This window comes from Pseudomonas sp. 2822-15, assembly GCF_002742515.1.
Lineage (GTDB): Bacteria > Pseudomonadota > Gammaproteobacteria > Pseudomonadales > Pseudomonadaceae > Aquipseudomonas > Aquipseudomonas salomonii.
In genome coordinates this window covers 196,007-217,582 of sequence record NZ_LJRY01000156.1, presented here as the reverse complement: position 1 = coordinate 217,582, position 21,576 = coordinate 196,007, and the positions used below count along the sequence as shown (strand labels likewise).

Here is a 21,576-nt window from a genome sequence, read left to right as displayed (position 1 = left end):
ATTGCATCACCACGGTTTACCTGACAGACCGAGGTGTCTGCATCGCAGGCAAGCCAGCTCCCACATAAGCCAGACCCTCAGACTGAGCGAGTTTGGCAAAAGATTAGCTAGACAACAATCTGTTCGATAATCGAACGCTGAGTCGATTATCGGATTGTTTGGCCCATTTGCCCGGCTTAATCTTCAAGCACTTCGGCGCCACCTCAGCGCCTTTTTCGATCAACACCGGGAGCCCAACCCCATGGCTGAAATTCTCACCCTGCGTGATGCGGTCAAGCGCTTCGTGAACGACGGCGATACCGTCGCCCTCGAAGGCTTCACCCATCTGATCCCTACGGCAGCGGGTCATGAAATCATTCGTCAGGGCAAGAAAGACCTGACGCTGGTGCGCATGACGCCTGACCTGATCTACGACCAGTTGATCGGTGCCGGCTGCGCGCGCAAATTGATTTTCTCCTGGGGCGGCAACCCGGGCGTGGGTTCCCTGCATCGCCTGCGTGATGCGGTCGAAAAACAATGGCCGCAGCCGCTGGAGATCGAAGAACACAGCCACGCCGACCTGGCCAATGCCTACGTCGCCGGTGCCTCCGGCCTGCCGTTTGCGGTGCTGCGCGCCTACGCCGGCTCCGACCTGCCCAAGGTCAACCCGCTGATCAAGACCGTGACCTGCCCATTCACCGGCGAAGTGCTGGCGGCAGTGCCGTCGGTGCGCCCGGACATCACCGTGATCCACGCACAAAAGGCTGACCGCAAGGGCAACGTGCTGCTCTGGGGCATTCTCGGTGTGCAGAAGGAAGCGGCCCTGGCGGCCAAGCGTTGCATCGTCACCGTCGAAGAAATCGTCGATGACCTGAATGCGCCGATGAACAGTTGCGTATTGCCGACCTGGGCCCTGACCGCGGTATGCCACGTGCCCGGTGGCGCACATCCGTCCTACGCCCACGGCTACAACGAGCGCGACAACCGTTTCTATCAGGCGTGGGACCCAATCGCCCGTGACCGTGGGACTTTTACCGCGTGGATCGACGAATACATCCACGGCACCGCTGACTTCAGTGAATTCCAGGCCAAGCTGGCCCACGCGCAGGAGGCCAAGTAATGGCTTACTCGACCAATGAAATGATGACCGTCGCCGCCGCGCGCCGCCTCAAGAACGGCTCGGTGTGCTTTGTCGGCATCGGCTTGCCTTCCAAGGCCGCCAACCTGGCACGCCTGACCTCGTCGCCGGACGTGGTGCTGATCTACGAATCCGGCCCGATTGGCGCCAAGCCAAGCGTATTGCCGCTGTCCATCGGTGACGGCGAACTGGCGGAAACCGCCGACACGGTCGTGCCGACGGGTGAGATTTTTCGCTACTGGCTGCAAGGCGGGCGCATTGACGTCGGCTTTCTCGGCGCCGCTCAGGTCGACCGTTTCGGCAATATCAACACCACCGTGGTGGGCGACTATCACCAACCCAAAGTGCGCCTGCCGGGTGCCGGTGGCGCGCCGGAGATTGCCGGCTCCGCCAAGAGCGTGTTGATCATCCTCAAGCAGTCGGCGCGTTCGTTTGTCGACAAGCTGGACTTCATCACCTCGGTCGGCCACGGCGAAGGCGGTGACTCACGCAAACGCCTGGGCCTGCCTGGCGCCGGCCCTGTAGGGATTATTACCGACCTGTGCATCATGGAGCCGGAGGAGGGCAGCCATGAGTTCGTGGTCACCGCGCTGCACCCTGGCGTCACCCGTGAGCAAGTGGTGGCGGCCACTGGTTGGGCGGTTCGTTTTGCCGACCACGTGAGCACCACCGCCGAGCCGACCGACGTTGAGCTGACTGCCCTGCGTGATCTCGAAGCGCGCACTGCCGCTGCCCACGGCCAAGCACCGGGAGAAGCCTGATGCGCGACGTCTTTATCTGTGATGCCATCCGCACGCCCATCGGCCGTTTTGGCGGTGGTTTGTCCACGGTGCGCGCCGATGACTTGGCCGCCTTGCCGATCAAGGCGCTGATCGAGCGCAACCCGTCGGTGGACTGGAGCGCGGTCGACGAAGTATTCCTTGGTTGCGCCAACCAGGCCGGTGAAGACAACCGCAACGTCGCGCGTATGGCGTTGCTGTTGGCGGGCTTGCCGGACAGCATTCCGGGCGTGACCCTCAACCGCCTGTGCGCCTCGGGCATGGACGCGATCGGCACGGCCTTTCGCGCCATCGCCAGCGGCGAAATGGAGCTGGCGATTGCCGGTGGCGTCGAGTCGATGTCCCGTGCGCCATTTGTGATGGGCAAGGCTGACGCGGCGTTTTCACGCAACATGAAGCTGGAAGACACCACCATCGGCTGGCGCTTTATCAACCCGTTAATGAAGGCCCAATACGGCGTGGATGCGATGCCGCAAACCGCCGATAACGTCGCCGACGACTACAACGTGTCCCGCGCCGATCAGGACGCCTTCGCCCTGCGCAGCCAGCAACGCACCGCTGCCGCACAAGCCGCAGGGTTCTTTGCCGAAGAAATCGTGCCGGTGCGCGTCGCCCATAAAAAAGGCGAAACCCTGGTGGAGCACGACGAGCATCCACGGGACACCAGCCTGCAAGCTTTGGCCAAACTCAAGCCGGTCAATGGCCCGGATAAAACCGTCACCGCCGGCAATGCGTCGGGCGTGAATGATGGCGCGGCGGCGTTGATTCTGGCGTCTGCCGAAGCGGTCAAAAAGCACGGCCTCACCGCCCGCGCACGCGTGTTGGGCATGGCCAGCGCCGGGGTTGCGCCGCGTGTGATGGGCATCGGCCCGGTGCCGGCGGTGCGCAAACTGGTGGAGCGCCTCGGTTTGGCGGTCACCGACTTTGACGTGATCGAACTCAATGAAGCCTTCGCCAGCCAAGGCCTGGCGGTGCTGCGTGAACTGGGGATTGCCGACGATGCCGCACAGGTCAACCCGAATGGCGGCGCCATCGCGCTTGGCCACCCGCTGGGCATGAGCGGCGCGCGGTTGGTGCTGACGGCGCTGCATCAGTTGGAGAAAACCGGCGGCCGCAAAGGCCTGGCGACCATGTGTGTGGGCGTCGGCCAAGGCCTGGCCCTGGCGATTGAACGCGTCTAATAAGAGAGGATTGCTCCATGAGTGACAAGCCCGGTTACCGGCGCCCGCAAGCGGGCACCCAACCTGATTACCTGCACCCGGCCTACCAGTCGACGAACCTGCGTTCGCCGTCCCAGCCGTTGGTGTTTCTGCCGCACTCCTTGTCGGAAATAACCGGCCCGACCATCGGCGCCGAGCGGATCAACGAGAAGGACAACGACCTCACCGCCCAGCACGAAGGCGAGCCCCAGGGCGAGCGCATCATCATCCACGGCCGTGTGCTGGATGAAAATGGCCTGCCGGTGCCGGGCATTCTGGTGGAGATCTGGCAGGCCAACGCCGCCGGTCGCTACAACCACAAACGCGACCTGCACGACGCGCCGCTGGACCCGAACTTTACCGGCACCGGACGCACCGTCACCGACGCCGACGGCTGGTATCAGTTCCAGACCATCAAGCCCGGCGCGTACCCGTGGGGCAACCACCACAACGCGTGGCGCCCGGCGCATATCCACTTCTCGCTGTTTGGCCCCAGCGTGCTGACGCGGCTGGTTACGCAGATGTATTTCCCCGGCGACCCGTTGCTGGAATACGACCCGATCTACAACTGCGTGCCGGACACCAGCGCCAAGCAGCGCCTGATCGCGCGTTTTGATCTGGAAAAAACCGTTCCGTCCTATGCCCTCGGCTATCGCTGGGACATCGTTTTGCGCGGCCGCGACGCCACGCCGATGGAGAAATGAGATGACCCTTAATGCGACCACGTCCCACACCGTCGGGCCGTATTACCACATCGGCCTGACCTGGCTGAACCGCGAAGACCTGACCGTGCCGGCCACCTTGGGCGAGCGCGTGGCAATCAGCGGGCAAGTGGTGGACGGCAACGGTGATGTCGTCAACGACGCCATGCTGGAAGTCTGGCAGGCCAATGCCGCCGGCAAGTACGACCACCCCGAAGACGAGCAGGCCAAGTCCGTCGATCCCAACTTCGAAGGGTTCGGCCGGGTGCCGGTGGACGCCGAAGGGCGTTTTCGGTTTACCACCATCAGGCCGGGCAGTGTGCCGGGCCTGCAAGGCACGACCCAGGCGCCGCATCTGGTGGTGCTGGTGTTTGCCCGTGGTTTGGTGAAGCACTTGCTGACGCGGATTTATTTCGACGGTGAAGCGTTGAATGGCGATGACCCGTTGCTGGCGTGTGTGCCGGCTGAACGTCGCGGCACGTTGATTGCCAAGCCGGATGCTCAGGGTGTGCATCAGTGGAATGTGATTTTGCAGGGCACAGACAAGGAAACGGTGTTCTTCGATTATTGAGTTGAGCTGGCGGGCGCAGTCGCGGGCAAGTGCAGCTCCCACATTTTGATCTGTGAACAGGTTCAAAGGTGGGAGCTGGCTTGCCTGCGATGGCGCCCTCAAGGCCGCACCTATGCAAAAGTCTGCTTGCGGAACATGGTTGTTGCAAAGTATGTCTAGGCTATAACCGTTCCCACTGAGTAAAAAAACATGACAACAACAACGAGTCACTACACCGGAGAAGAACGCAGCAAACGGATTTTTGCGATTGTCGGGGCCTCCTCCGGCAACCTGGTCGAATGGTTCGACTTCTATGTGTATGCCTTCTGCGCGATCTATTTTGCCCCGGCGTTTTTCCCCTCGGACGATCCCACGGTCCAACTGCTCAACACCGCCGGTGTATTTGCCGCCGGGTTCCTGATGCGCCCCATCGGCGGCTGGCTGTTTGGCCGAGTGGCCGACAAGCACGGGCGTAAAAATTCGATGATGATCTCGGTGCTGATGATGTGCGCCGGTTCCCTGGTCATCGCCTTTTTGCCCACCTACAAAGATATCGGCGCCTGGGCGCCGGCCCTGCTGCTGGTGGCTCGCCTGTTCCAGGGCCTGTCGGTGGGGGGCGAATACGGCACCACGGCGACCTACATGAGTGAAGTGGCACTCAAGGGCCAGCGCGGCTTTTTTGCCTCATTCCAATACGTGACCCTGATCGGCGGCCAATTGCTGGCGGTGCTGGTGGTGGTGATCCTGCAACAGATCCTCAGCGAAGAAGAACTGCGCGCCTGGGGCTGGCGCATTCCGTTCGTGATCGGCGCCATTGCTGCGGTGATCTCCCTGCTGCTGCGTCGCACCTTGAAAGAAACCACCAGCAAGGAAATGCGTGAAGACAAAGACGCCGGCAGCATCGTCGCGTTGTTCCGCGACCACGGCAAAGCGTTCATTACCGTGTTGGGCTACACCGCCGGTGGCTCGCTGATTTTCTACACCTTCACCACGTATATGCAGAAATACCTGGTGAACACCGTGGGCATGCACGCCAAGACCTCGAGCTACATCATGACCGGCGCGCTGTTCCTGTACATGTGCATGCAGCCGCTGTTCGGCATGTTGGCCGACAAGATCGGTCGACGTAATTCGATGCTGTGGTTCGCAGGCCTGGGCACGCTGTTCACCGTGCCGATCCTGCTGACCCTGAAAACCGTCACCAGCCCGTTCCTGGCCTTTGTGCTGATCACCCTGGCCTTGGCGATCGTCAGCTTCTACACCTCGATCAGCGGCCTGGTCAAAGCCGAGATGTTCCCGCCGCAGGTGCGCGCACTGGGTGTGGGCCTGGCCTATGCGGTGGCGAATGCGATTTTCGGTGGTTCGGCTGAAGTTGTCGCGCTGAGCCTGAAATCCATCGGCATGGAAAATACCTTTTACTGGTACGTCACCGCGATGATGGCGGTCGCCTTCCTGTTCAGCCTGCGTCTGCCCAAACAGGCGGCTTATCTACACCACGACCTCTAGGGATGAGTTATGACACTGCGCACGAGCAATCAACTGTTCGACGCTTACTTCACCGCTGACAGCATGGCCGAAGTGTTCTGTGACCAGGGACGTTTGCAGGGCATGCTGGATTTTGAAGCGGCGCTGGCCCGGGCCGAGGCCCGGGTCGGGTTGATACCGCAAGCTGCCGTCGCGCCGATTGCCCAGGCGTGCCTGGCGTCGCTTTACGATGTGGACGCCCTCGGTGAGGCGATTGCCTCGGCGGGGAATTCGGCGATTCCACTGGTAAAGGCCTTGGGCAAGTTGATTGCCGCTGAAGATGCCGGCGCCGAGCGTTACGTGCACCTGGGCGCGACCAGCCAGGATGTAATGGACACCGGGCTGGTGTTGCAACTGCGCCAGGCGTTGGCGCTGATTGAAGCGGACCTGGCGCAATTGGGCGAGGTGCTTGCTGTGCAGGCACAGCGTTATGCCGACGTGCCCCTGGCTGGGCGAACTTGGTTGCAGCATGCGACGCCGGTCACCCTCGGAATGAAAATCGCCGGTTGGCTGGGCGCGGTGACGCGCAGTCGCCAACGCCTGGCCGAGCTGAAGCCGCGCTTGCTGGTGCTGCAGTTCGGCGGTGCATCCGGCACCCTGGCGGCACTCGGTGAGCACGCCATGCCGGTGGCGCAGGCCTTGGCAACGGAGTTGCAACTGGGCCTGCCCGAGCAACCCTGGCACACCCAACGTGATCGGCTGGTGGAGTTTGCCGGCGTGCTCGGCCTGATCGCCGGCAGCCTCGGCAAGCTGGGGCGCGACCTCAGCCTGTTGATGCAGACCGAAGCGGCGGAGCTGTTCGAGCCATCGGCGCCCGGCAAAGGCGGCTCGTCGACCATGCCGCACAAGCGTAACCCGGTGGGCGCCGCCGTATTGATCAGCGCGGCCACCCGCGTGCCGGGGCTGGTGGCGACGATGTTCAGCGCCATGCCCCAGGAGCATGAGCGCAGCCTGGGCCTGTGGCACGCCGAGTGGGAAACCCTGCCGGAGATTTGCCGGCTGGTGTCGGGTGCCTTGAAACAGGCGCTACTGGTAAGCCAAGGCCTGGAGGTCGACCCCGAGCGCATGGCGCACAACCTTGACCTCACCCAAGGCCTGGTGCTGGCCGAAGCCGTGAGCATCGTGCTTGCCCAACGCCTGGGCCGTGAGACCGCTCACCATCTTTTGGAGCAATGCTGTAAACGCGCCGTCGCGGAACGGCGCCATCTGCGCGCAGTGCTGGCGGATGAAGCGCAGGTCACCGCCGAGTTGTCGGCGGCGGAGCTGGACCGCCTGCTCGATCCGGCCCATTACCTGGGCCAGGCCCACACCTGGGTCACCCGCGCCGTAACCGACCATTTTGCATTGACCGCGTAAGGAGACCGCTGTGGCTTTTGTACAACTGGCCGATGGCCCATTGCATTACCAACTGGACGGGCCTGAGGGCGTGCCGGTGCTGGTGCTGTCCAACTCGTTGGGCACCGACCTGCATATGTGGGACATCCAGATCCCGGCCTTCATCAAGCACTTTCGCGTGCTGCGTTTCGACACCCGTGGGCATGGCAAATCCCTGGTCACCGAGGGCCCGTACAGCATTGAGCAACTGGGTCATGACGTGATCGCGCTGCTGGATGCGCTGGATATCCAACGCGCGCATTTTTGCGGGCTGTCGATGGGTGGCCTGATCGGCCAGTGGCTGGGCATTCACGCAGGTGATCGTCTGCTGCGTCTGGTGGTGTGTAACACCGCCGCCAGGATCGGCACGCCGGAAATCTGGAACCCACGTATCGAGATGGTGCTGCGCGACGGCGCGGCGGCCATGGTTGCATTGCGCGATGCGTCGATTGCACGCTGGTTCACCGCCGATTTCGCCGCCGCCAACCCGCACCAGGCCCAGCAGATCACAGACATGCTCGCCGCCACATCGCCTCAAGGTTATGCCGCCAACTGCGCGGCCGTACGTGATGCGGATTTGCGCGAGCATCTGTCCAGGATCAAAGTGCCGACCCTGGCGATTGCCGGCACCGAAGATGCCGTCACGCCGCCGGCCGGCAGCCGCTTTATCCAGAACCAGGTCAAGGGCGCCGAGTACGCCGAGTTCTATGCGGCGCATCTTTCTAACGTACAAGCTGGCGCGGCGTTCAGCGAGCGCGTGCTGGCGTTCCTGTTGGCTGATTAAACCTGTGGCAAGCCTGCTTGTTCTGCAGATGGCTTGTTGTGGCGAGCACGCTTGCCCTGCGTTGGGGCGCGAAGCGGCCCTGATACAGTCACCCCGTTCTTCCAGATGAACCTCATCGCCAGGTTTTGGGGCCGCTTCGCAGCCCAACGCAGGGCAAGCCTGCTCGCCACACGTGTTCGGGCTTCTATCAAATGTTTAAGGAGTTTTTGTGGACGAGAAACAACGTTATGCCGATGGCCTGCAAGTGCGCCGCGAAGTGCTGGGCGACGCCCATGTCGACCGCAGCCTCAATGCCCTGACCGAGTTCAACAGCGAGTTCCAGGAAATGATCACCCGCCACGCCTGGGGTGATATCTGGACCCGCCCCGGCCTGCCGCGGCATACCCGCAGCCTGATCACCATCGCCATGCTGATCGGCATGAACCGCAGTGAAGAGTTGAAGCTGCACCTGCGCGCTGCCGCCAGCAACGGCGTGACCCGTGCCGAGATCAAGGAAGTGCTGATGCAAAGCGCGATCTACTGCGGCATACCGGCGGCGAATGCGACGTTCCACCTGGCCGAGTCGGTGTGGGATGAACTGGGCGTGGAGTCACGCCAGCAGGATTGAGCCTGAATGTGGGAGCTGGCTTGCCTGCGATACAGGCAACTCGGTCTCTCAGCTAAACCGAGGTGATGCCATCGCAGGCAAGCCAGCTCCCACAGCAGACCTCCTGTGTGTGCAAGGTCAGTGTGAGTCCGCATCCCACACCCAATTCCACACCCCCGGCAAATGCACGGCTTCATTCACATCCTTTACCGTGCGCGCCAATGCTGCGCGCTCCAGCCCGGCATGCTCGGTGTAGAACGGCTCGGCAGCGACCTTCATGCCGTTGACCCGCGCGCTGTCCATCAGGATCTGCAAGTATTCCTGCATATGCCTGGCGGTGTAGCGATTGATATCGTGGAAGGTCACCACCACCGGTATCACACCGTCCACCGTCGGCAGTTCGCCCAAGGCAATGCGCTCGCGCACCACTGACAGTTGCCGATACAAATTCGCCCGCCGGCGTGGGCTGGCATTGAACCCCCAGATCTTGCCGTCATTGGCACTCAGGTCCGTGAGCAATACCTGCATGCCATGGCGCTGGTAGGCGGCGAAGGTGCGCTTGTCATAGTTCCAGAACGGCGGGCGTACCAGCGTCGGTGCGGTGCCGGTGATTGAGGCAATGTCGGCTGCGCCCTCGGTGAGGGTGCTTTCCAGCTCGGCATCACTGAGCCAGCGATGGTTGGTGTGAAACGCCGTGGCCGTGTGGAACGCCAGCACATGCCCGGCGGCGTATTCGCGCGCCATGGTCTTGCGACCCCGCGGGCTGCCACCGGAGCGGGACGCTTCGGTCTGCAGGAAAAACACCGCCTTGATGCCTGGCAGCACCGGGTTGTGTGCAAGGTCGGCAATTACGGAGCGGCTGGGGTTGTTGTAACCCGAGGCGCTGGGGCCGTCGTCGAAGGTCAACAGGAAGCGAATCGGTGCCTGGGTTTGCAGGCGTTGTTCGGTCTGCGGCGTCAGAACGACAGGTGCGCCGATGCAGCCGCAAAGGCTCAGGGCCAGGACCAGCATGACGAAGGATTTCATGGTGTGCATGTGCTCGAATAGAGGCCGCTGCTGGGCGGATCAGCAGCGGCAGGCGCGCACCATACAGTAAGTCCGACGCCGGTTTACAGCAGACTTATCGGATAGCTGACGATCAACCGGTTCTCATCAAACTCATTGTTGCTGTAGTCCCTGCGCATCGTGGAATTGCGCCACCGCACGTTCAGGTCTCTGAAGGTGCCGCTTTGCACCGTGTAGCCCACTTCACTCTCGCGCCCCCATTCCTTGCCGTCGGTGAGGGTGCCGGTATGCACGTTGCTACCGCTGATATAACGGTTCATCAAGGTCAGGCCCGGTATGCCGAGTGCGGCGAAGTTGTAGTCGTGGCGCACTTGCCAGGATTTTTCCTGGGCGTTGTCGTAGCTGGAGTTATAGCTGTCGTTGGCCAGGGTGCCGCCGCTGGTGCCGTTGACGCGCATCCAGGCACTGTTGCCGGTGAGTTTTTGCAGGCCGACATAGAAGGTGTTGCCGCCGTAACGGGCGGAGAACAGGCCGGACCAGGTCTTGTTGTCCAGCTCGCCTGCGCGGGCGCTGCCGTCGTCCTTGCCGTAGAAGAACCCGAGGTTGGCGCCCAGGGTCCAGCTGCCCACAGCTTGGCTGTGGGTCAGGTTGATGTATTGCTGGCTGTAAATGTCCTTGAGTTGGGCATTCCATACGCCAATTTGGGTGTGTTTGTCGTTGAAGGCGTATTCACCGCCCTGGAAGTTGAAGCGGTCGGAGGTGAAGGCGGTTTTACCGACCATCGACATGTCGGTCATGCTGCTGTCGTCGCGCGGGCTGTTGGCGCGGAACTGGCCGCCGTAGAGGGTCAGGCCGTCGATTTCCCTGGAAGTGATCTGCCCGCCACGCAGGGTTTGCGGCAGGGAGCGGCCGTCGTCCGAGCGCAAAATCGGCAGCACCGGCATCCATTCGCCGACCTTGACTTCGGTCTTGGAGATCCGCGCCTTGAACGCGACCCCGAGACGCCCGAAGTTGTCCGCCGGGCGGCCGTCGCGGTCCAGCGGCAACAGCTGGGTGCCACCGGTGCCGCGCCCGCCATCGAGCTTTTGTGAGTACATGCCCAGCACATCCACACCGAAACCCACCGTGCCCTGGGTGAAGCCGGACTTGGCGTCGAGGATGAAACTTTGCGTCCACTCCTGCGCGCCGCCCTGGCTTTTGGTCGGGTTGGTGTAATTGCGGTTGAAGAAGAAATTGCGCAGGTTGAGGTTGGCGCTGGCGTCTTCGAGAAAACCGTGCTCTTCAGCGACGACGGGCAGGGCAAGGCTGGCGACAGCGGTTGCCAGCAATAGCTGGCGCGGGCGGAACGTGCTCATGGTGTTGGACCTGTTGTTATTGGGGTTATGCAGGTGCGGGCCATGGTGCGGGGCGGTGCGGGGGCGATGAAAGTGGGGGAGAGCGGGTTGTGGGCGATGATCGAACGCAAGTTGGCGGGTATAAAAAAACCGCTTCCGGTGAGGGAAGCGGTTTTTGTTCAGTGCGCTGCTGTTAGAACAACTTCAGCGCCGGTGCTTCTTCTTTCAACGGCTCGTTCTTGGCCGTCTGCTCGTTCCAGCCACCGCCGAGGGCCTTGTACAGGTTGACCTCGCTGTTGAGCTGCGCCAGGCGGTCGGTGATCAGCGATTGCTGGGCACTGAACAGTTGGCGCTGGGCGTCGAGGAAGGTCAGGTTGCTGTCGACACCAATGCGGTAGCGACGCTCGGCCAGGCGGTAGTAATCCTGGTTGGCCGCGACGAAGCCACGTTGGGCATCCAGCTGCTGCTTGTAGGTCTCACGGGCGGCGAGGCCGTCGGAGACTTCCTGGAAGCCGGTCTGGATCGCCTTCTCGTAGTTGGCCACGTTGATCTCTTTCTGGATCTTCGAGTAGTCCAGGCTTGCGCGCAGGCTACCGGCGTTGAAGATCGGGATGTTGATCTGCGGAGCAAACGACCAGGTGCCCGAACCGCCTTTGAACAGGCCACCCAGGGTGGGGCTGGCGGTACCGGCGCTGGCGGTCAGGCTGATGCTCGGGAAGAACGCAGCACGGGCCGCGCCGATGTTGGCGTTGGCGGCTTTGAGGTTGTACTCGGCCTGCACAATGTCAGGGCGACGTTGCAGCAGGTCGGATGGCAACCCGGCCGGCACTTCGCTGAGCAGGTCATCCGACAGTGGCTTGCTGGCGATATTGGCCGGCAGGCCGGTGCCCAGCAGCAGGGTCAGGCTGTTTTCGTCCTGGGCCACCTGACGCGTATAGCGCGCCAATTGAACGCGGGCGTTTTCCACCGAGGTGCGTGCCTGGCTCAAGTCGAGGGCCGAGGCCACGCCGACTTCGTTGCTGCGCGAGGTCAGCTTGAAGCTCTGCTCGAACGCGCCGAGGGTGTCCTGGGTCAGCTTGAGCAGTTCCTTGTCGGCCTGCCAGGTCAGGTAGGCATTCGCCACACTGGCCACCAGGCTGATCTGGGTGCTGCGCCGTGCTTCTTCAGTGGCGAAGTACTTTTGCAGGGCTTCTTCACTGAGGCTGCGCACGCGACCGAACAGGTCCAGCTCATACGAGCTGATACCCAGGCCCGCCGAGTACTGGCTGGAGATGCTCGATTCGCCGGTCTGCGACAGCTTGGCCGGGGTACGCGAACGGCTGCCGCTGCCGGTGGCCGAAACCGCCGGGAACAGGTCGGCACGCTGGATCTGGTACTGCGCCGCATAGGCGTCGATGTTCAGGGCCGCGACACGCAGGTCACGGTTGTTCACCAACGCGGTCTGAATCAGCTGTTGCAGGGCAGGGTCATGGAAAAACTGCTTCCAGCCTTGCTCGGCAGCGGCCTGGCCCGGCGCCTGGGCCGACGAGTACGCCGGCCCCTGCGGGAACTGGGCTGCTACCGGCGCTTCAGGGCGCTGGTAGTCAGGGATCAGCGAGCAGCCACTGAGCACGAATGCGGTGACGGCTAAGGAAAGTAGCGACTTGCTCATTGGCCAGCCTCTTTAGGAGTTTCAGTAGTGTCTTTCTTTTTGCGTTCGCCCGCAGCCGAAACGGTCGCGAAGAACAGGGGTACCCAGAAGATCGCCAGGACCGTCGCTGTGATCATACCGCCAATTACGCCGGTACCGATTGCATGCTGGCTACCTGAGCCCGCGCCGGTGGAGATTGCCAGTGGCAATACGCCGAGGACGAACGCCATGGAGGTCATGATGATCGGCCGCAGACGCATGCGGGACGCTTCGATAGCCGCCTCGACGATGCCTTTGCCTTGTTCGTGGAGCTCTTTGGCAAACTCCACAATCAGGATGGCGTTTTTCGCCGCCAAGCCCACCGTCACCAACAGGCCCACCTGGAAGAACACGTCGTTGGACAACCCGCGCAAGCTGGTCGCCATCAATGCGCCCACAACCCCCAGGGGCACTACCAGGATGACCGCGATCGGGATCGACCAGCTTTCATACAGTGCCGCGAGGCAGAGGAACACCACCAGCAGCGACAAGGCGTACAGCGCTGGCGCCTGGGAGCCGGACAGACGCTCTTCATACGACAGGCCGGTCCATGCATAGCCGATACCTGCCGGCAGTTGCTTGGCAATACGCTCGACTTCGGTCATGGCGTCACCGGTACTGTAGCCCGGCGCCGGGGTGCCGAGGATTTCCATCGCCGCTACACCGTTGTAGCGCGACAGTTTCGGCGAACCGTAAATCCACTTGCCCGATGCGATGGAGGACAACGGCACCATCTTCCCGGAGTCGCTGCGCACGTACCATTTGTCCAGGTCTTCAGGCGACATGCGGCTGGCGGCGTCACCTTGCACATACACCTTCTTCACCCGACCGCGGTCGATGAAGTCGTTGACGTAGCTGCCACCCAAGGCAATCGCCAGGGTCTGGTTGATGTTCGACAGGGTGATGCCCTGGGCGCTGGCCTTCTCGTCGTCGACGGTGAGTTCGTACTGCGGCTCATCGTTCACGCCGTTGGGGCGCACGCCTGCCAGAATCTTGCTCTGTGCTGCCATACCGAGGAACTGGTTACGCGCCGCCATCAATTTATCGTGGCCGACACCGCCCTGGTCTTGCAGGAACACGTCGAAGCCGGTGGCGTTACCCAGTTCCAGTACAGACGGCGGCACGATGGCAAATACCATGGCGTCCTTGAAGGTCTGCATGAAGTAGCCCTGGGCGCGCTTGGCGATCTCGAACACCGAGTTGGAGGCGTCACGTTCGCCCCACGGCTTGAGCATCACAAAGGCCAGGCCAGAGCTTTGGCCACGACCGGCGAAGTTGAAGCCGTTTACGGTAAACACCGATTTCACGCCTTTGCCTTCGCCCGGTTCGCCTTCCTTGTCGTTGAGCAGATACGCACGCATGTCGTCGATGACTTTTTGCGTACGCTCAGCCGTGGAACCGACCGGCGTCTGCACCTGAGCAAAGATCACGCCCTGGTCTTCATCGGGCAGGAACGCTGCAGGAATGCGCATGAACAGCCAGATCATGCCGGCGAAGATCAGCGCGTACACCAGGAACGCAGGAATCTTGTGCCTGATCATGTTGCCCACGCCGCGCTCGTAGCTCAGTACGCCACGGTCGAAGGTGCGGTTGAACCAGCCGAAGAAACCACGCTTGGGTTGGCCGTGCTTTTCCGGATCGATCGGTTTGAGCATGGTGGCGCACAACGCCGGGGTGAAGATCAGCGCAACCAGTACCGACAACGCCATGGCCGAAACGATGGTGATGGAGAACTGTTTGTAAATCACACCGGTGGAACCACCGAAGAACGCCATCGGCAACAGCACCGCCGACAGTACCAGGGCAATACCCACCAGGGCGCCCTGGATCTGGCCCATGGACTTGACCGTCGCCTCTTTGGGCGACAAGTGTTCCTCAGCCATTACCCGTTCGACGTTTTCCACCACCACGATGGCATCGTCCACCAGCAGGCCGATGGCCAGGATCATGCCGAACATGGTCAGGGTGTTGATGGTGAAACCGAACGCGGCCAGGATCCCGAAGGTACCCAACAGTACGACCGGTACGGTCATGGTGGTGATGATGGTGGCGCGGAAGTTCTGCAGGAACAGGAACATCACCAGGAACACCAGCACGATCGCTTCGACCAGGGTGTCGACTACCCCGGAGATCGATTCGGTAACGACTGGGGTGGTGTCATACGGCACCACCGCCTTCATGCCGGGCGGGAAGAACGGTTCCAGCGACGCCACGGTGGCGCGGATGGCCTTGCCGGTGTCCAGGGCGTTGGCGCCCGAAGCCAGCTTGATCGCCATACCGGAAGCCGGCTTGCCGTTGAACTGCGCAGCGATGCTGTAGTTCTGACCACCGAGTTCAATACGGGCGACATCTTTCAGGCGCACCTGTGAGCCGTCGGTATTGACCTTCATCAGAATGTTGCCGAACTGCTCAGCTGTTTGCAGGCGGGTCTTGCCAATGATTGTGGCGTTCAGTTGTGTGCCGGGCAGGGCAGGCAGGCCGCCCAGTTGGCCGGTAGCCACCTGTACGTTCTGCGCGGAGATCGCGGCGCTGACATCCACCGGCGTGAGCTGGTAGTTGTTCAGCTTGGCCGGGTCCAGCCAGATACGCATGGCGTACTGCGAACCGAACACCTGGAAGTCACCGACACCCGCCGTACGGGAAATCGGGTCCTGGATGTTGGACACGATGTAGTTGGACAGGTCGTCCTTGGTCATGCTGCCGTCTTCGGACACCAGACCGATCACCATCAGGAAGTTCTTCACCGACTTGGTCACGCGGATACCCTGCTGCTGCACTTCTTGCGGCAGCAGTGGGGTCGCCAGGTTCAGCTTGTTCTGCACCTGAACCTGGGCGATATCCGGGTTGGTACCCTGGTTGAACGTCACGGTGATGGTCATGCTGCCGTCGGAGTTACTGTCCGAGGAAACATAACGCAGGTTGTCGATACCGTTGAGCTGTTGCTCGATCACCTGCACCACGGTGTCCTGCACGGTTTGTGCGGACGCGCCTGGGTAGGTCACCTGGATGTCGATGGCGGTCGGCGCGATGGCCGGGTATTGGTTGATGGGCAGCTTCATGATCGAAAGTGCCCCGACCAGCATGATCACCAGGGCAATAACCCAGGCGAAAATGGGACGGTCGATAAAGAATTTCGACATGGATTACTCCCCTTTGCCAGCAGCGGCAGCAGGAGCAGCACTGCCAGCGTCAGCAGGCTTGGCGTTGTCGGCCGGCTTGACTTTGACCTCGACGCCCGGCTTGACGTATTGCAAGCCTTCTGTGATCACACGGTCGCCGGCGTTCAGGCCTTTTTCCACCAGCCAGTAGGCGCCGTACGTACGGTTGGCTACCAGTTCGCGCTGCTCGACCTTGTTGTCGGCGTTGACGATAAGCGCCGTTGGCGTGCCCTTCAGGTCACGGGTCACGCCTTGCTGCGGTGCCAGGATGGCCTTGCTGTTCACACCGGCTTGCAGTTGGGCGTGTACGAACATGCCCGGCAGCAGGGTGTGGTCAGGGTTGGGGAATACGGCGCGCAGGGTCACGGAGCCAGTCGTCTGGTCAACCGACACTTCGGAGAACTCCAGCTTGCCGACCTGGCCATAGTCACTGCCGTCTTCCAGGGTCAGCTTGACCTTGGCCGCGTTTTCGCCGGCTTTCTCCAGCTGGCCGCTTTCCAGGTCGCGGCGCAGTTTCAGCATTTCAGCCGACGACTGGGTGACGTCGACGTAGATCGGGTCCAGTTGCTGAATCACGGCCATGGCATCGGCCTGGCCATTGCTGACCAGCGCGCCTTCGGTGACCGAAGAACGGCCAATACGCCCGGAGATCGGCGCGAACACTTTGGTGTAGCGCACGTTGATCTGGGCGGTTTGCACGTCGGCTTCAGACGTCATGCGGTTGGCCACGGCGGTGTCGTATTCCTGACGGCTGACGGCTTGCTCATCGACAAGTTGCTTGTAGCGGTCGGTGATGGACTTGGTCTGGGTCAGTTTCGCTTGTGCGCTTTTGAGGGTGGCGTCATACACCGACGGGTCGATCTGGTAGAGCTGTTGCCCTTCCTTCACGTCGGCGCCTTCCTTGAACAGGCGCTTGAGAATGATGCCGTTCACCTGGGGACGAACTTCCGCGATGCGGTAGGCGGTGGTGCGGCCTGGCAATTCGGACGTCAGGGTGAAGGCTTGCGGTTGAATGGTGACCACGCCGACCTGAGGGGTTTGAGCGGGCGGAGCCGCTTCTTCCTTTTTACATCCGCTGAGCAGCGATGCCAGGGCGACGGCAGTGACCAGAGCGGTAACAGCTGGCTTAAGTTGCATGAAGATCCTCGGGTCAGGCGCGCAGAGTGCGCACAAGAAGTGTGGAAGGGTAAAAAACAAGCCGTGAGTGGATAAGTAGCTTGCTACGCAATATACTTACGTTCACGGTTGTTTGTAAACTCTTGACAGGTTTCGCGGATTGTTGACAAAGCATCCGCCAAAGCCTCGATTTTAGTACGTTCGGCGCCCAAAGCGACGTCGTCCCACAATTATTCAGATGATGCTCAAGCACCATCCACAGTGTCCTGATTGAGGTTTTACTGCCATGGTTCGTCGCACCAAAGAGGAAGCTCAGGAAACGCGCAGCCAGATTCTCGACGCCGCCGAGCAAGCCTTTTATCAACGCGGAGTGGCCCGCACCACGCTGGCGGACATCGCCGCGTTGGCCGGCGTGACGCGCGGGGCTATCTATTGGCATTTCAGTAACAAGTCCGATTTGCTCCAGGCACTGCTCGACACGCTGCACGAACCCCTGGACGAATTGGCCCGGGCCAGTGAAAGCGAGGATGAAGTCGACCCGCTGGGCTGTATGCGCAAGCTGTTGATCCATCTTTATCATCAAGTGGCCCTGGACCCGAAAACCCGGCGCATCAACGAAATCCTGTTTCATAAGTGCGAGTTCACCGATGAGATGTGCGACATGCGGCGCCAACGCCAGACCCACAGCCTGGAATGCAACCTGCGCATCGGCCTGACACTGCGCAACGCGGTCCATCGCGGGCAACTTCCGGAAAACCTCGACACCACACGGGGCGCGGTGTGCATTCATGCTTACATCCATGGCTTGATTGGCCAGTGGCTGTTGGTACCCGACAGCTTCCAATTGCATCAGGACGCTGAACGCTGGGTGGACGCAGGGCTGGACATGCTGCGCTTGAGCCCCAGCCTGCGCAATTAAGACAAAATGCGTAATTGCATCCAGTTGTGTCAACAGTAAAGTCCAGAGACCGTCAATCGTCCCTTCGCAGGATTTGTGGGGTGACTTTATATACGGGCTGGCGGGCGGTTGATAGGTAGCCGCCTAAGTATTTTGTAGCGATTTTGTTGCAAGGCTGTGAAGGAGTGTTTCCCAGCTACTGTGCGATCGTTCCCACGCTCCGCGTGGGAATGCCTCCTGTGACGCTCCGCGTCACGCTTTAGGGGCAGACGCAGAGCGTCCAGGGCGGCATTCCCACGCAGAGCGTGGGAACGATCAATCAGCCGAAAAAAAGCCCCGGTTCCTGCGAGCCGGGGCTTTTTCGTTTCAGCAAATTACATCACAGCGCCAGCGTCGGGTAGTCGATGTAACCCACCGGGCCTTTGGCGTAGAAGGTTTCCGGGTGCGGTTCGTTCAACGGCGCATCGGCCTTCAAACGCGCCGGCAGGTCCGGGTTGGCAATGAACGGCACGCCGAAGGCCACCGCATCGGCCTTGCCGGCCGCCAGCCAGGCGTTGGCGCTGTCTTTGGTGAAGCGTTCGTTGGCGATGTACGCGCCGCCGAAGGCTTTTTTCAGCTGTGGGCCGAGGCTGTCGCCGGCTTCTTTTTCACGGGAGCAGATAAACGCGATGCCACGCTTGCCCAGCTCGCTGGCGACGTAGGTGAAGGTTTCCGCCAGGTTATCGTCGCCCATGTCATGGGAGTCGGCGCGGGGTGCCAGGTGCACACCCACACGGCCGGCGCCCCAGACTTCGATGGCGGCGTCGGTCACTTCCAGCAGCAGGCGAGCGCGGTTTTCCAGGGAGCCGCCGTAGTTATCGGTGCGCTGGTTGGTGCTGCTTTGCAGGAACTGGTCGAGCAGGTAGCCGTTGGCGCCGTGGATCTCCACGCCGTCAAAGCCTGCCGCCTTGGCGTTCTCGGCACCGACGCGGTAAGCGTCAACGATGTCGGCGATTTCAGCGGTTTCCAGAGCGCGCGGCGTCGGGTAGTCGGCCAGCGGGCGAACCAGGCTGACGTGGCCTTTAGGCTGGATGGCACTCGGCGCCACCGGGGTTTCGCCGTTCAGGTACGACTCATGGGAGATACGGCCCACATGCCACAGTTGCAGGAAGATCTTGCCGCCCGCGCCGTGTATCGCCTTGGTGACATTGGCCCAGCCGCGCACCTGGTCGTTGGACCAGATGCCCGGCGTGTCCGGGTAGCCTACGCCCAGCGGCGTCACGGAGGTGGCTTCGCTGAGGATCAGCCCGGCGGAAGCGCGTTGCACGTAGTACTCGGCCATCAGCGCGTTGGGTACGCGGCCTTCATCGGCGCGGCAGCGGGTCAGCGGCGCCATGATGATGCGGTTGGACAATTGCAGGTCGCCCAGTTTGATCGGATCGAAAATAGTCGTCATGGGAAAACACCCTTCTCTTTAAGTGGATTGATCAGTTGGTCGCAGGGGCCAGGTCGGCATCGCCGCTCTGACGGAAAGTAATCAGGGTGACCAGCAGGGCCAGGATCGCCAGGGCCGCTGCCGCCAAAGGCACGCTGGTCAGGCCGAAACCGTGGGCAATCACGCTGCCGCCGACCCAGGCGCCGAGGGCGTTGCCGATGTTGAAGGCGCCGATATTCAAGGTGGACACCAGGTTCGGAGCGGCCTTGCCAAAGGTCACCACGTTGATCTGCAGCGCCGGTACGGCGGCAAACGAGGCGGTGGCCCACAGGAACAGGGTGATTTCTGTCGGGATCACCGCGACGCTGGTCCAGGTCAGCACCGTGGAGACCACCGCCATGCTGATAAACACGCCGATCAGGGTGGCCGCCAGGCGTTTATCCGCCAGCTTGCCGCCGATGATGTTGCCGACAGTCAGGCCCAGGCCGATCAGCAGCAGGGTCCAGGTCACGCCTTTGGGCGACACGCCAGTGACATCGCCGAGCAGCGGCGCGACGTACGTAAAGAGGGTGAACATCGACGCGGAGAACAATGCCGTCATGGTCAGCGACAACCAGATGCCGGCGCCTTTAAGGGCTTTAAGTTCGGCGCGCATGTCGAGTTTTTCTTCGTCACGCTTGGCGGGCAGAAAGCGGATCAGGCCGATCAGCGCGATCACGCCGATCACCGTGACGGCAAAGAACGTCGAGCGCCAGCCGGTGGCCTGGCCCAGCGCGGTGCCCAGCGGCACGCCGAGCACGTTGGCCAGGGTCAAACCGGTGAACATCAAGGCCACGGCCGAAGCCCGTTTGTTGGCCGGCACCAGGTTGGCCGCCACCACCGAACCAATACCGAAGAACGCACCGTGGCACAGCGCGGTGACCACACGGGCAAACATCAGCACGTTGTAGTCACTGGCCAGGGCGCAGAGCAGGTTGCCGACAATAAAGATGCCCATCAACGCTACCAGCGCGGCCTTGCGTGGCAGCCTGGCGGTGGCCAGTGCCATGAACGGCGCGCCGATGGCCACGCCCAGGGCGTAGCCGGTCACCAGCCAGCCGGCGCCGGGGATCGACACGCCCAAGTCCGCCGCCACATCGGGCAGCAAGCCCATGATGACGAACTCGGTGGTGCCGATGGCAAAGGCGCTGAGGGCCAGTATGAGTAGCGAGAGAGGCATTGGTATTTCCTTGTTACAGCGCTGCGTTTTCGTCAGCGCTGAGTTCGGTGATGAGCGCCGCGAGGAAGGCTTGGATGGTTTCCTCGTTGCGTTTGAAAAAGTGCCACTGCCCGGCCTTCTGGCTGCTGATCAACCCGGCGCGTTGCAAGGTGGCCAGGTGCGCCGACACGGTCGATTGGGACAAGCCGCAGCGCTGGTCGATCTGCCCGGCACAGATGCCGTATTCGTGGTTGTGCACTTGCTCGGGGAACTGCACCTTCGGGTCTTTCAGCCAGGTGAGGATGTCTCGTCGTACTGGGTGTGCCAGGGCTTTTATTATTTCGTCGAGGTCGATGGACATGGCGGTTGCTCGGTTTCGTACAGCGTTATATCGCGATGAGGCGAACTTTAAATCGGTCTATCCCGATATACCAATATGATTTTGATCTGAGGTCAGGCTATTTCGGTATATCGGGTTATAACGATACGTGGTCGGCAGTGGTAGACTGCGCAGCATGAATTATCTCGCACATCTGCACTTGGGCGGCCAACTTCCTGCTCAATTGCTCGGCAGCCTGTATGGCGACTTTGTAAAAGGCCGCCTGCAAGGCCAGTACAGCCCCCAAATCGAGTCGGCGATTCAGTTGCATCGCTCGATTGACCGCTTTACCGACAGCCACCCGTTGGTGAGTGAGGCGTTGTCACGCTTCAGCCTGACCCGCAAGCGCTACGCCGGAATAGTCCTCGATGTGTTTTTCGACCATTGCCTGGCGCGGGATTGGGCGCTGTATGCCGACCAGCCGCTGGAGCGCTTCACCGCGCAGGTGTACCGCGTGCTGGCGGCCGAGCCGCAGTTGCCTGGGCGGTTGGCGCAGATTGCACCGTATATGGCGGCGGATGATTGGTTGGGTTCGTACCGCGAGTTTGCGGTGATGGAGCAGGTGCTGCGCGGGATTTCGCGGCGGCTGACCCAGCCACAGGAGCTGGGGCATGCGATGCAGGAGTTGCGGGGGTTGTATGAGCCGTTGAGCGAAGACTTCCGGTTGTTCTACCCCGAGTTACAGCAGTTCGCACAATCCCAACTAACGACTGAGATCTAAATGTGGGAGCTGGCTTGCCTGCGATAGCGGTGGGTCAGCCACATCTCTTCAACTGACAGACTGCTATCGC

19 protein-coding genes are annotated in these 21,576 nt (G+C 61.6%); 11 read left to right on the top strand and 8 right to left on the bottom strand.

Going from position 1 to position 21,576, the window contains the following annotated elements; all coding sequences use genetic code 11:
• Positions 1-241: 241 nt before the first annotated feature.
• The 9 genes from AOA59_RS02705 (at position 242) to pcaC (ending at position 8,635) form a co-directional block, all read left to right on the top strand.
• The gene (locus AOA59_RS02705; protein ID WP_017137230.1) at positions 242-1,099 is read left to right on the top strand and encodes a CoA transferase subunit A; all 858 of its coding nucleotides are present in this window, start codon (positions 242-244) and stop codon (positions 1,097-1,099) included.
• The gene (locus AOA59_RS02700) at positions 1,099-1,878 is read left to right on the top strand and encodes a CoA-transferase subunit beta (protein ID WP_065929038.1); all 780 of its coding nucleotides are present in this window, start codon (positions 1,099-1,101) and stop codon (positions 1,876-1,878) included. The genes AOA59_RS02705 and AOA59_RS02700 overlap by 1 nt, the downstream gene beginning before the upstream one ends.
• Positions 1,875-3,077 carry a 3-oxoadipyl-CoA thiolase gene (pcaF, locus tag AOA59_RS02695; protein ID WP_178076237.1) on the top strand — a complete coding sequence of 401 codons (1,203 nt, stop codon included), beginning with the start codon at positions 1,875-1,877 and terminating at the stop codon, positions 3,075-3,077. Before AOA59_RS02700 ends, pcaF begins: the two co-directional genes overlap by 4 nt.
• A 17-nt stretch (positions 3,078-3,094) precedes the next feature.
• The gene (pcaH, locus tag AOA59_RS02690; RefSeq protein WP_065929040.1) at positions 3,095-3,799 is read left to right on the top strand and encodes a protocatechuate 3,4-dioxygenase subunit beta; all 705 of its coding nucleotides are present in this window, start codon (positions 3,095-3,097) and stop codon (positions 3,797-3,799) included.
• A 1-nt stretch (position 3,800) separates the two neighbouring features.
• Positions 3,801-4,367, top strand: a complete 567-nt coding sequence (gene pcaG, locus AOA59_RS02685) for a protocatechuate 3,4-dioxygenase subunit alpha (RefSeq protein ID WP_099485814.1) — start codon at positions 3,801-3,803, stop codon at positions 4,365-4,367.
• A 189-nt stretch (positions 4,368-4,556) separates the two neighbouring features.
• Entirely contained in the window at positions 4,557-5,852 is a 1,296-nt protein-coding gene (locus AOA59_RS02680; RefSeq protein WP_065929041.1) for an MFS family transporter, read from the top strand.
• A gap of 9 nt (positions 5,853-5,861) precedes the next feature.
• Positions 5,862-7,226, top strand: coding sequence for a 3-carboxy-cis,cis-muconate cycloisomerase (locus AOA59_RS02675; RefSeq protein ID WP_099485812.1), 1,365 nt, complete (start codon positions 5,862-5,864; stop codon positions 7,224-7,226).
• Positions 7,227-7,236: 10 nt separating this feature from the next.
• Entirely contained in the window at positions 7,237-8,028 is a 792-nt protein-coding gene (gene pcaD, locus AOA59_RS02670; protein ID WP_099485810.1) for a 3-oxoadipate enol-lactonase, read from the top strand.
• Between the two features lie 208 nt (positions 8,029-8,236).
• Entirely contained in the window at positions 8,237-8,635 is a 399-nt protein-coding gene (pcaC, locus tag AOA59_RS02665) for a 4-carboxymuconolactone decarboxylase (protein WP_056857455.1), read from the top strand.
• A gap of 117 nt (positions 8,636-8,752) precedes the next feature.
• On the opposite strand, the gene AOA59_RS02660 is transcribed toward pcaC, so the two are convergent.
• From AOA59_RS02660 to AOA59_RS02635, 5 genes are all read right to left on the bottom strand, one after another.
• Positions 8,753-9,640, bottom strand: coding sequence for a polysaccharide deacetylase family protein (locus AOA59_RS02660; protein WP_099485809.1), 888 nt, complete (start codon positions 9,638-9,640; stop codon positions 8,753-8,755).
• An 83-nt stretch (positions 9,641-9,723) separates the two neighbouring features.
• On the bottom strand, positions 9,724-10,974 hold the full coding sequence (locus AOA59_RS02655; protein ID WP_056857453.1) for an OprD family porin: 1,251 nt from the start codon (positions 10,972-10,974) through the stop codon (positions 9,724-9,726).
• Between the two features lie 172 nt (positions 10,975-11,146).
• Positions 11,147-12,604: an AdeC/AdeK/OprM family multidrug efflux complex outer membrane factor gene (gene adeC, locus AOA59_RS02645; protein ID WP_065929047.1), complete on the bottom strand. Its 1,458-nt coding sequence runs from the start codon at positions 12,602-12,604 to the stop codon at positions 11,147-11,149.
• Positions 12,601-15,762 (bottom strand): efflux RND transporter permease subunit, encoded by a 3,162-nt coding sequence (locus AOA59_RS02640; protein ID WP_065929048.1) that lies wholly within the window; start codon positions 15,760-15,762, stop codon positions 12,601-12,603. Before AOA59_RS02640 ends, adeC begins: the two co-directional genes overlap by 4 nt.
• Positions 15,763-15,765: 3 nt before the next feature.
• Positions 15,766-16,917 (bottom strand): efflux RND transporter periplasmic adaptor subunit, encoded by a 1,152-nt coding sequence (locus AOA59_RS02635; protein WP_099485807.1) that lies wholly within the window; start codon positions 16,915-16,917, stop codon positions 15,766-15,768.
• Between the two features lie 265 nt (positions 16,918-17,182).
• On the opposite strand from AOA59_RS02635, the gene AOA59_RS02630 reads away from it, so the two are divergent.
• The gene (locus tag AOA59_RS02630; protein ID WP_056857447.1) at positions 17,183-17,815 is read left to right on the top strand and encodes a TetR family transcriptional regulator; all 633 of its coding nucleotides are present in this window, start codon (positions 17,183-17,185) and stop codon (positions 17,813-17,815) included.
• A 358-nt stretch (positions 17,816-18,173) separates the two neighbouring features.
• Here the strand turns inward: AOA59_RS02630 and AOA59_RS02625 are convergent, their stop codons facing one another.
• The 3 genes from AOA59_RS02625 to AOA59_RS02615 are packed head-to-tail and all read right to left on the bottom strand — an operon-like array spanning position 18,174 to position 20,767.
• Positions 18,174-19,229 carry an alkene reductase gene (locus AOA59_RS02625; RefSeq protein ID WP_099485805.1) on the bottom strand — a complete coding sequence of 352 codons (1,056 nt, stop codon included), beginning with the start codon at positions 19,227-19,229 and terminating at the stop codon, positions 18,174-18,176.
• A gap of 31 nt (positions 19,230-19,260) precedes the next feature.
• On the bottom strand, positions 19,261-20,427 hold the full coding sequence (locus AOA59_RS02620; RefSeq protein WP_099485803.1) for an MFS transporter: 1,167 nt from the start codon (positions 20,425-20,427) through the stop codon (positions 19,261-19,263).
• Between the two features lie 13 nt (positions 20,428-20,440).
• On the bottom strand, positions 20,441-20,767 hold the full coding sequence (locus AOA59_RS02615; RefSeq protein ID WP_099485801.1) for a helix-turn-helix transcriptional regulator: 327 nt from the start codon (positions 20,765-20,767) through the stop codon (positions 20,441-20,443).
• Between the two features lie 154 nt (positions 20,768-20,921).
• On the opposite strand from AOA59_RS02615, the gene AOA59_RS02610 reads away from it, so the two are divergent.
• Positions 20,922-21,506, top strand: a complete 585-nt coding sequence (locus tag AOA59_RS02610) for an ACP phosphodiesterase (protein WP_099485799.1) — start codon at positions 20,922-20,924, stop codon at positions 21,504-21,506.
• Positions 21,507-21,576: the final 70 nt, after the last annotated feature.

Coding starts and splice junctions, on each gene's coding strand:
- adeC (WP_065929047.1), bottom strand. CDS start 12,604: ATGAGCAAGTCGCTACTTTCCTTAGCCGTCACCGCATTCGTGCTCAGT.
- AOA59_RS02630 (WP_056857447.1), top strand. CDS start 17,183: ATGGTTCGTCGCACCAAAGAGGAAGCTCAGGAAACGCGCAGCCAGATT.
- AOA59_RS02635 (WP_099485807.1), bottom strand. CDS start 16,917: ATGCAACTTAAGCCAGCTGTTACCGCTCTGGTCACTGCCGTCGCCCTG.
- AOA59_RS02640 (WP_065929048.1), bottom strand. CDS start 15,762: ATGTCGAAATTCTTTATCGACCGTCCCATTTTCGCCTGGGTTATTGCC.
- AOA59_RS02660 (WP_099485809.1), bottom strand. CDS start 9,640: ATGAAATCCTTCGTCATGCTGGTCCTGGCCCTGAGCCTTTGCGGCTGC.
- AOA59_RS02655 (WP_056857453.1), bottom strand. CDS start 10,974: ATGAGCACGTTCCGCCCGCGCCAGCTATTGCTGGCAACCGCTGTCGCC.
- AOA59_RS02625 (WP_099485805.1), bottom strand. CDS start 19,229: ATGACGACTATTTTCGATCCGATCAAACTGGGCGACCTGCAATTGTCC.
- pcaH (WP_065929040.1), top strand. CDS start 3,095: ATGAGTGACAAGCCCGGTTACCGGCGCCCGCAAGCGGGCACCCAACCT.
- AOA59_RS02620 (WP_099485803.1), bottom strand. CDS start 20,427: ATGCCTCTCTCGCTACTCATACTGGCCCTCAGCGCCTTTGCCATCGGC.
- AOA59_RS02610 (WP_099485799.1), top strand. CDS start 20,922: ATGAATTATCTCGCACATCTGCACTTGGGCGGCCAACTTCCTGCTCAA.
- AOA59_RS02675 (WP_099485812.1), top strand. CDS start 5,862: ATGACACTGCGCACGAGCAATCAACTGTTCGACGCTTACTTCACCGCT.
- pcaG (WP_099485814.1), top strand. CDS start 3,801: ATGACCCTTAATGCGACCACGTCCCACACCGTCGGGCCGTATTACCAC.
- AOA59_RS02680 (WP_065929041.1), top strand. CDS start 4,557: ATGACAACAACAACGAGTCACTACACCGGAGAAGAACGCAGCAAACGG.
- AOA59_RS02700 (WP_065929038.1), top strand. CDS start 1,099: ATGGCTTACTCGACCAATGAAATGATGACCGTCGCCGCCGCGCGCCGC.
- AOA59_RS02705 (WP_017137230.1), top strand. CDS start 242: ATGGCTGAAATTCTCACCCTGCGTGATGCGGTCAAGCGCTTCGTGAAC.
- AOA59_RS02615 (WP_099485801.1), bottom strand. CDS start 20,767: ATGTCCATCGACCTCGACGAAATAATAAAAGCCCTGGCACACCCAGTA.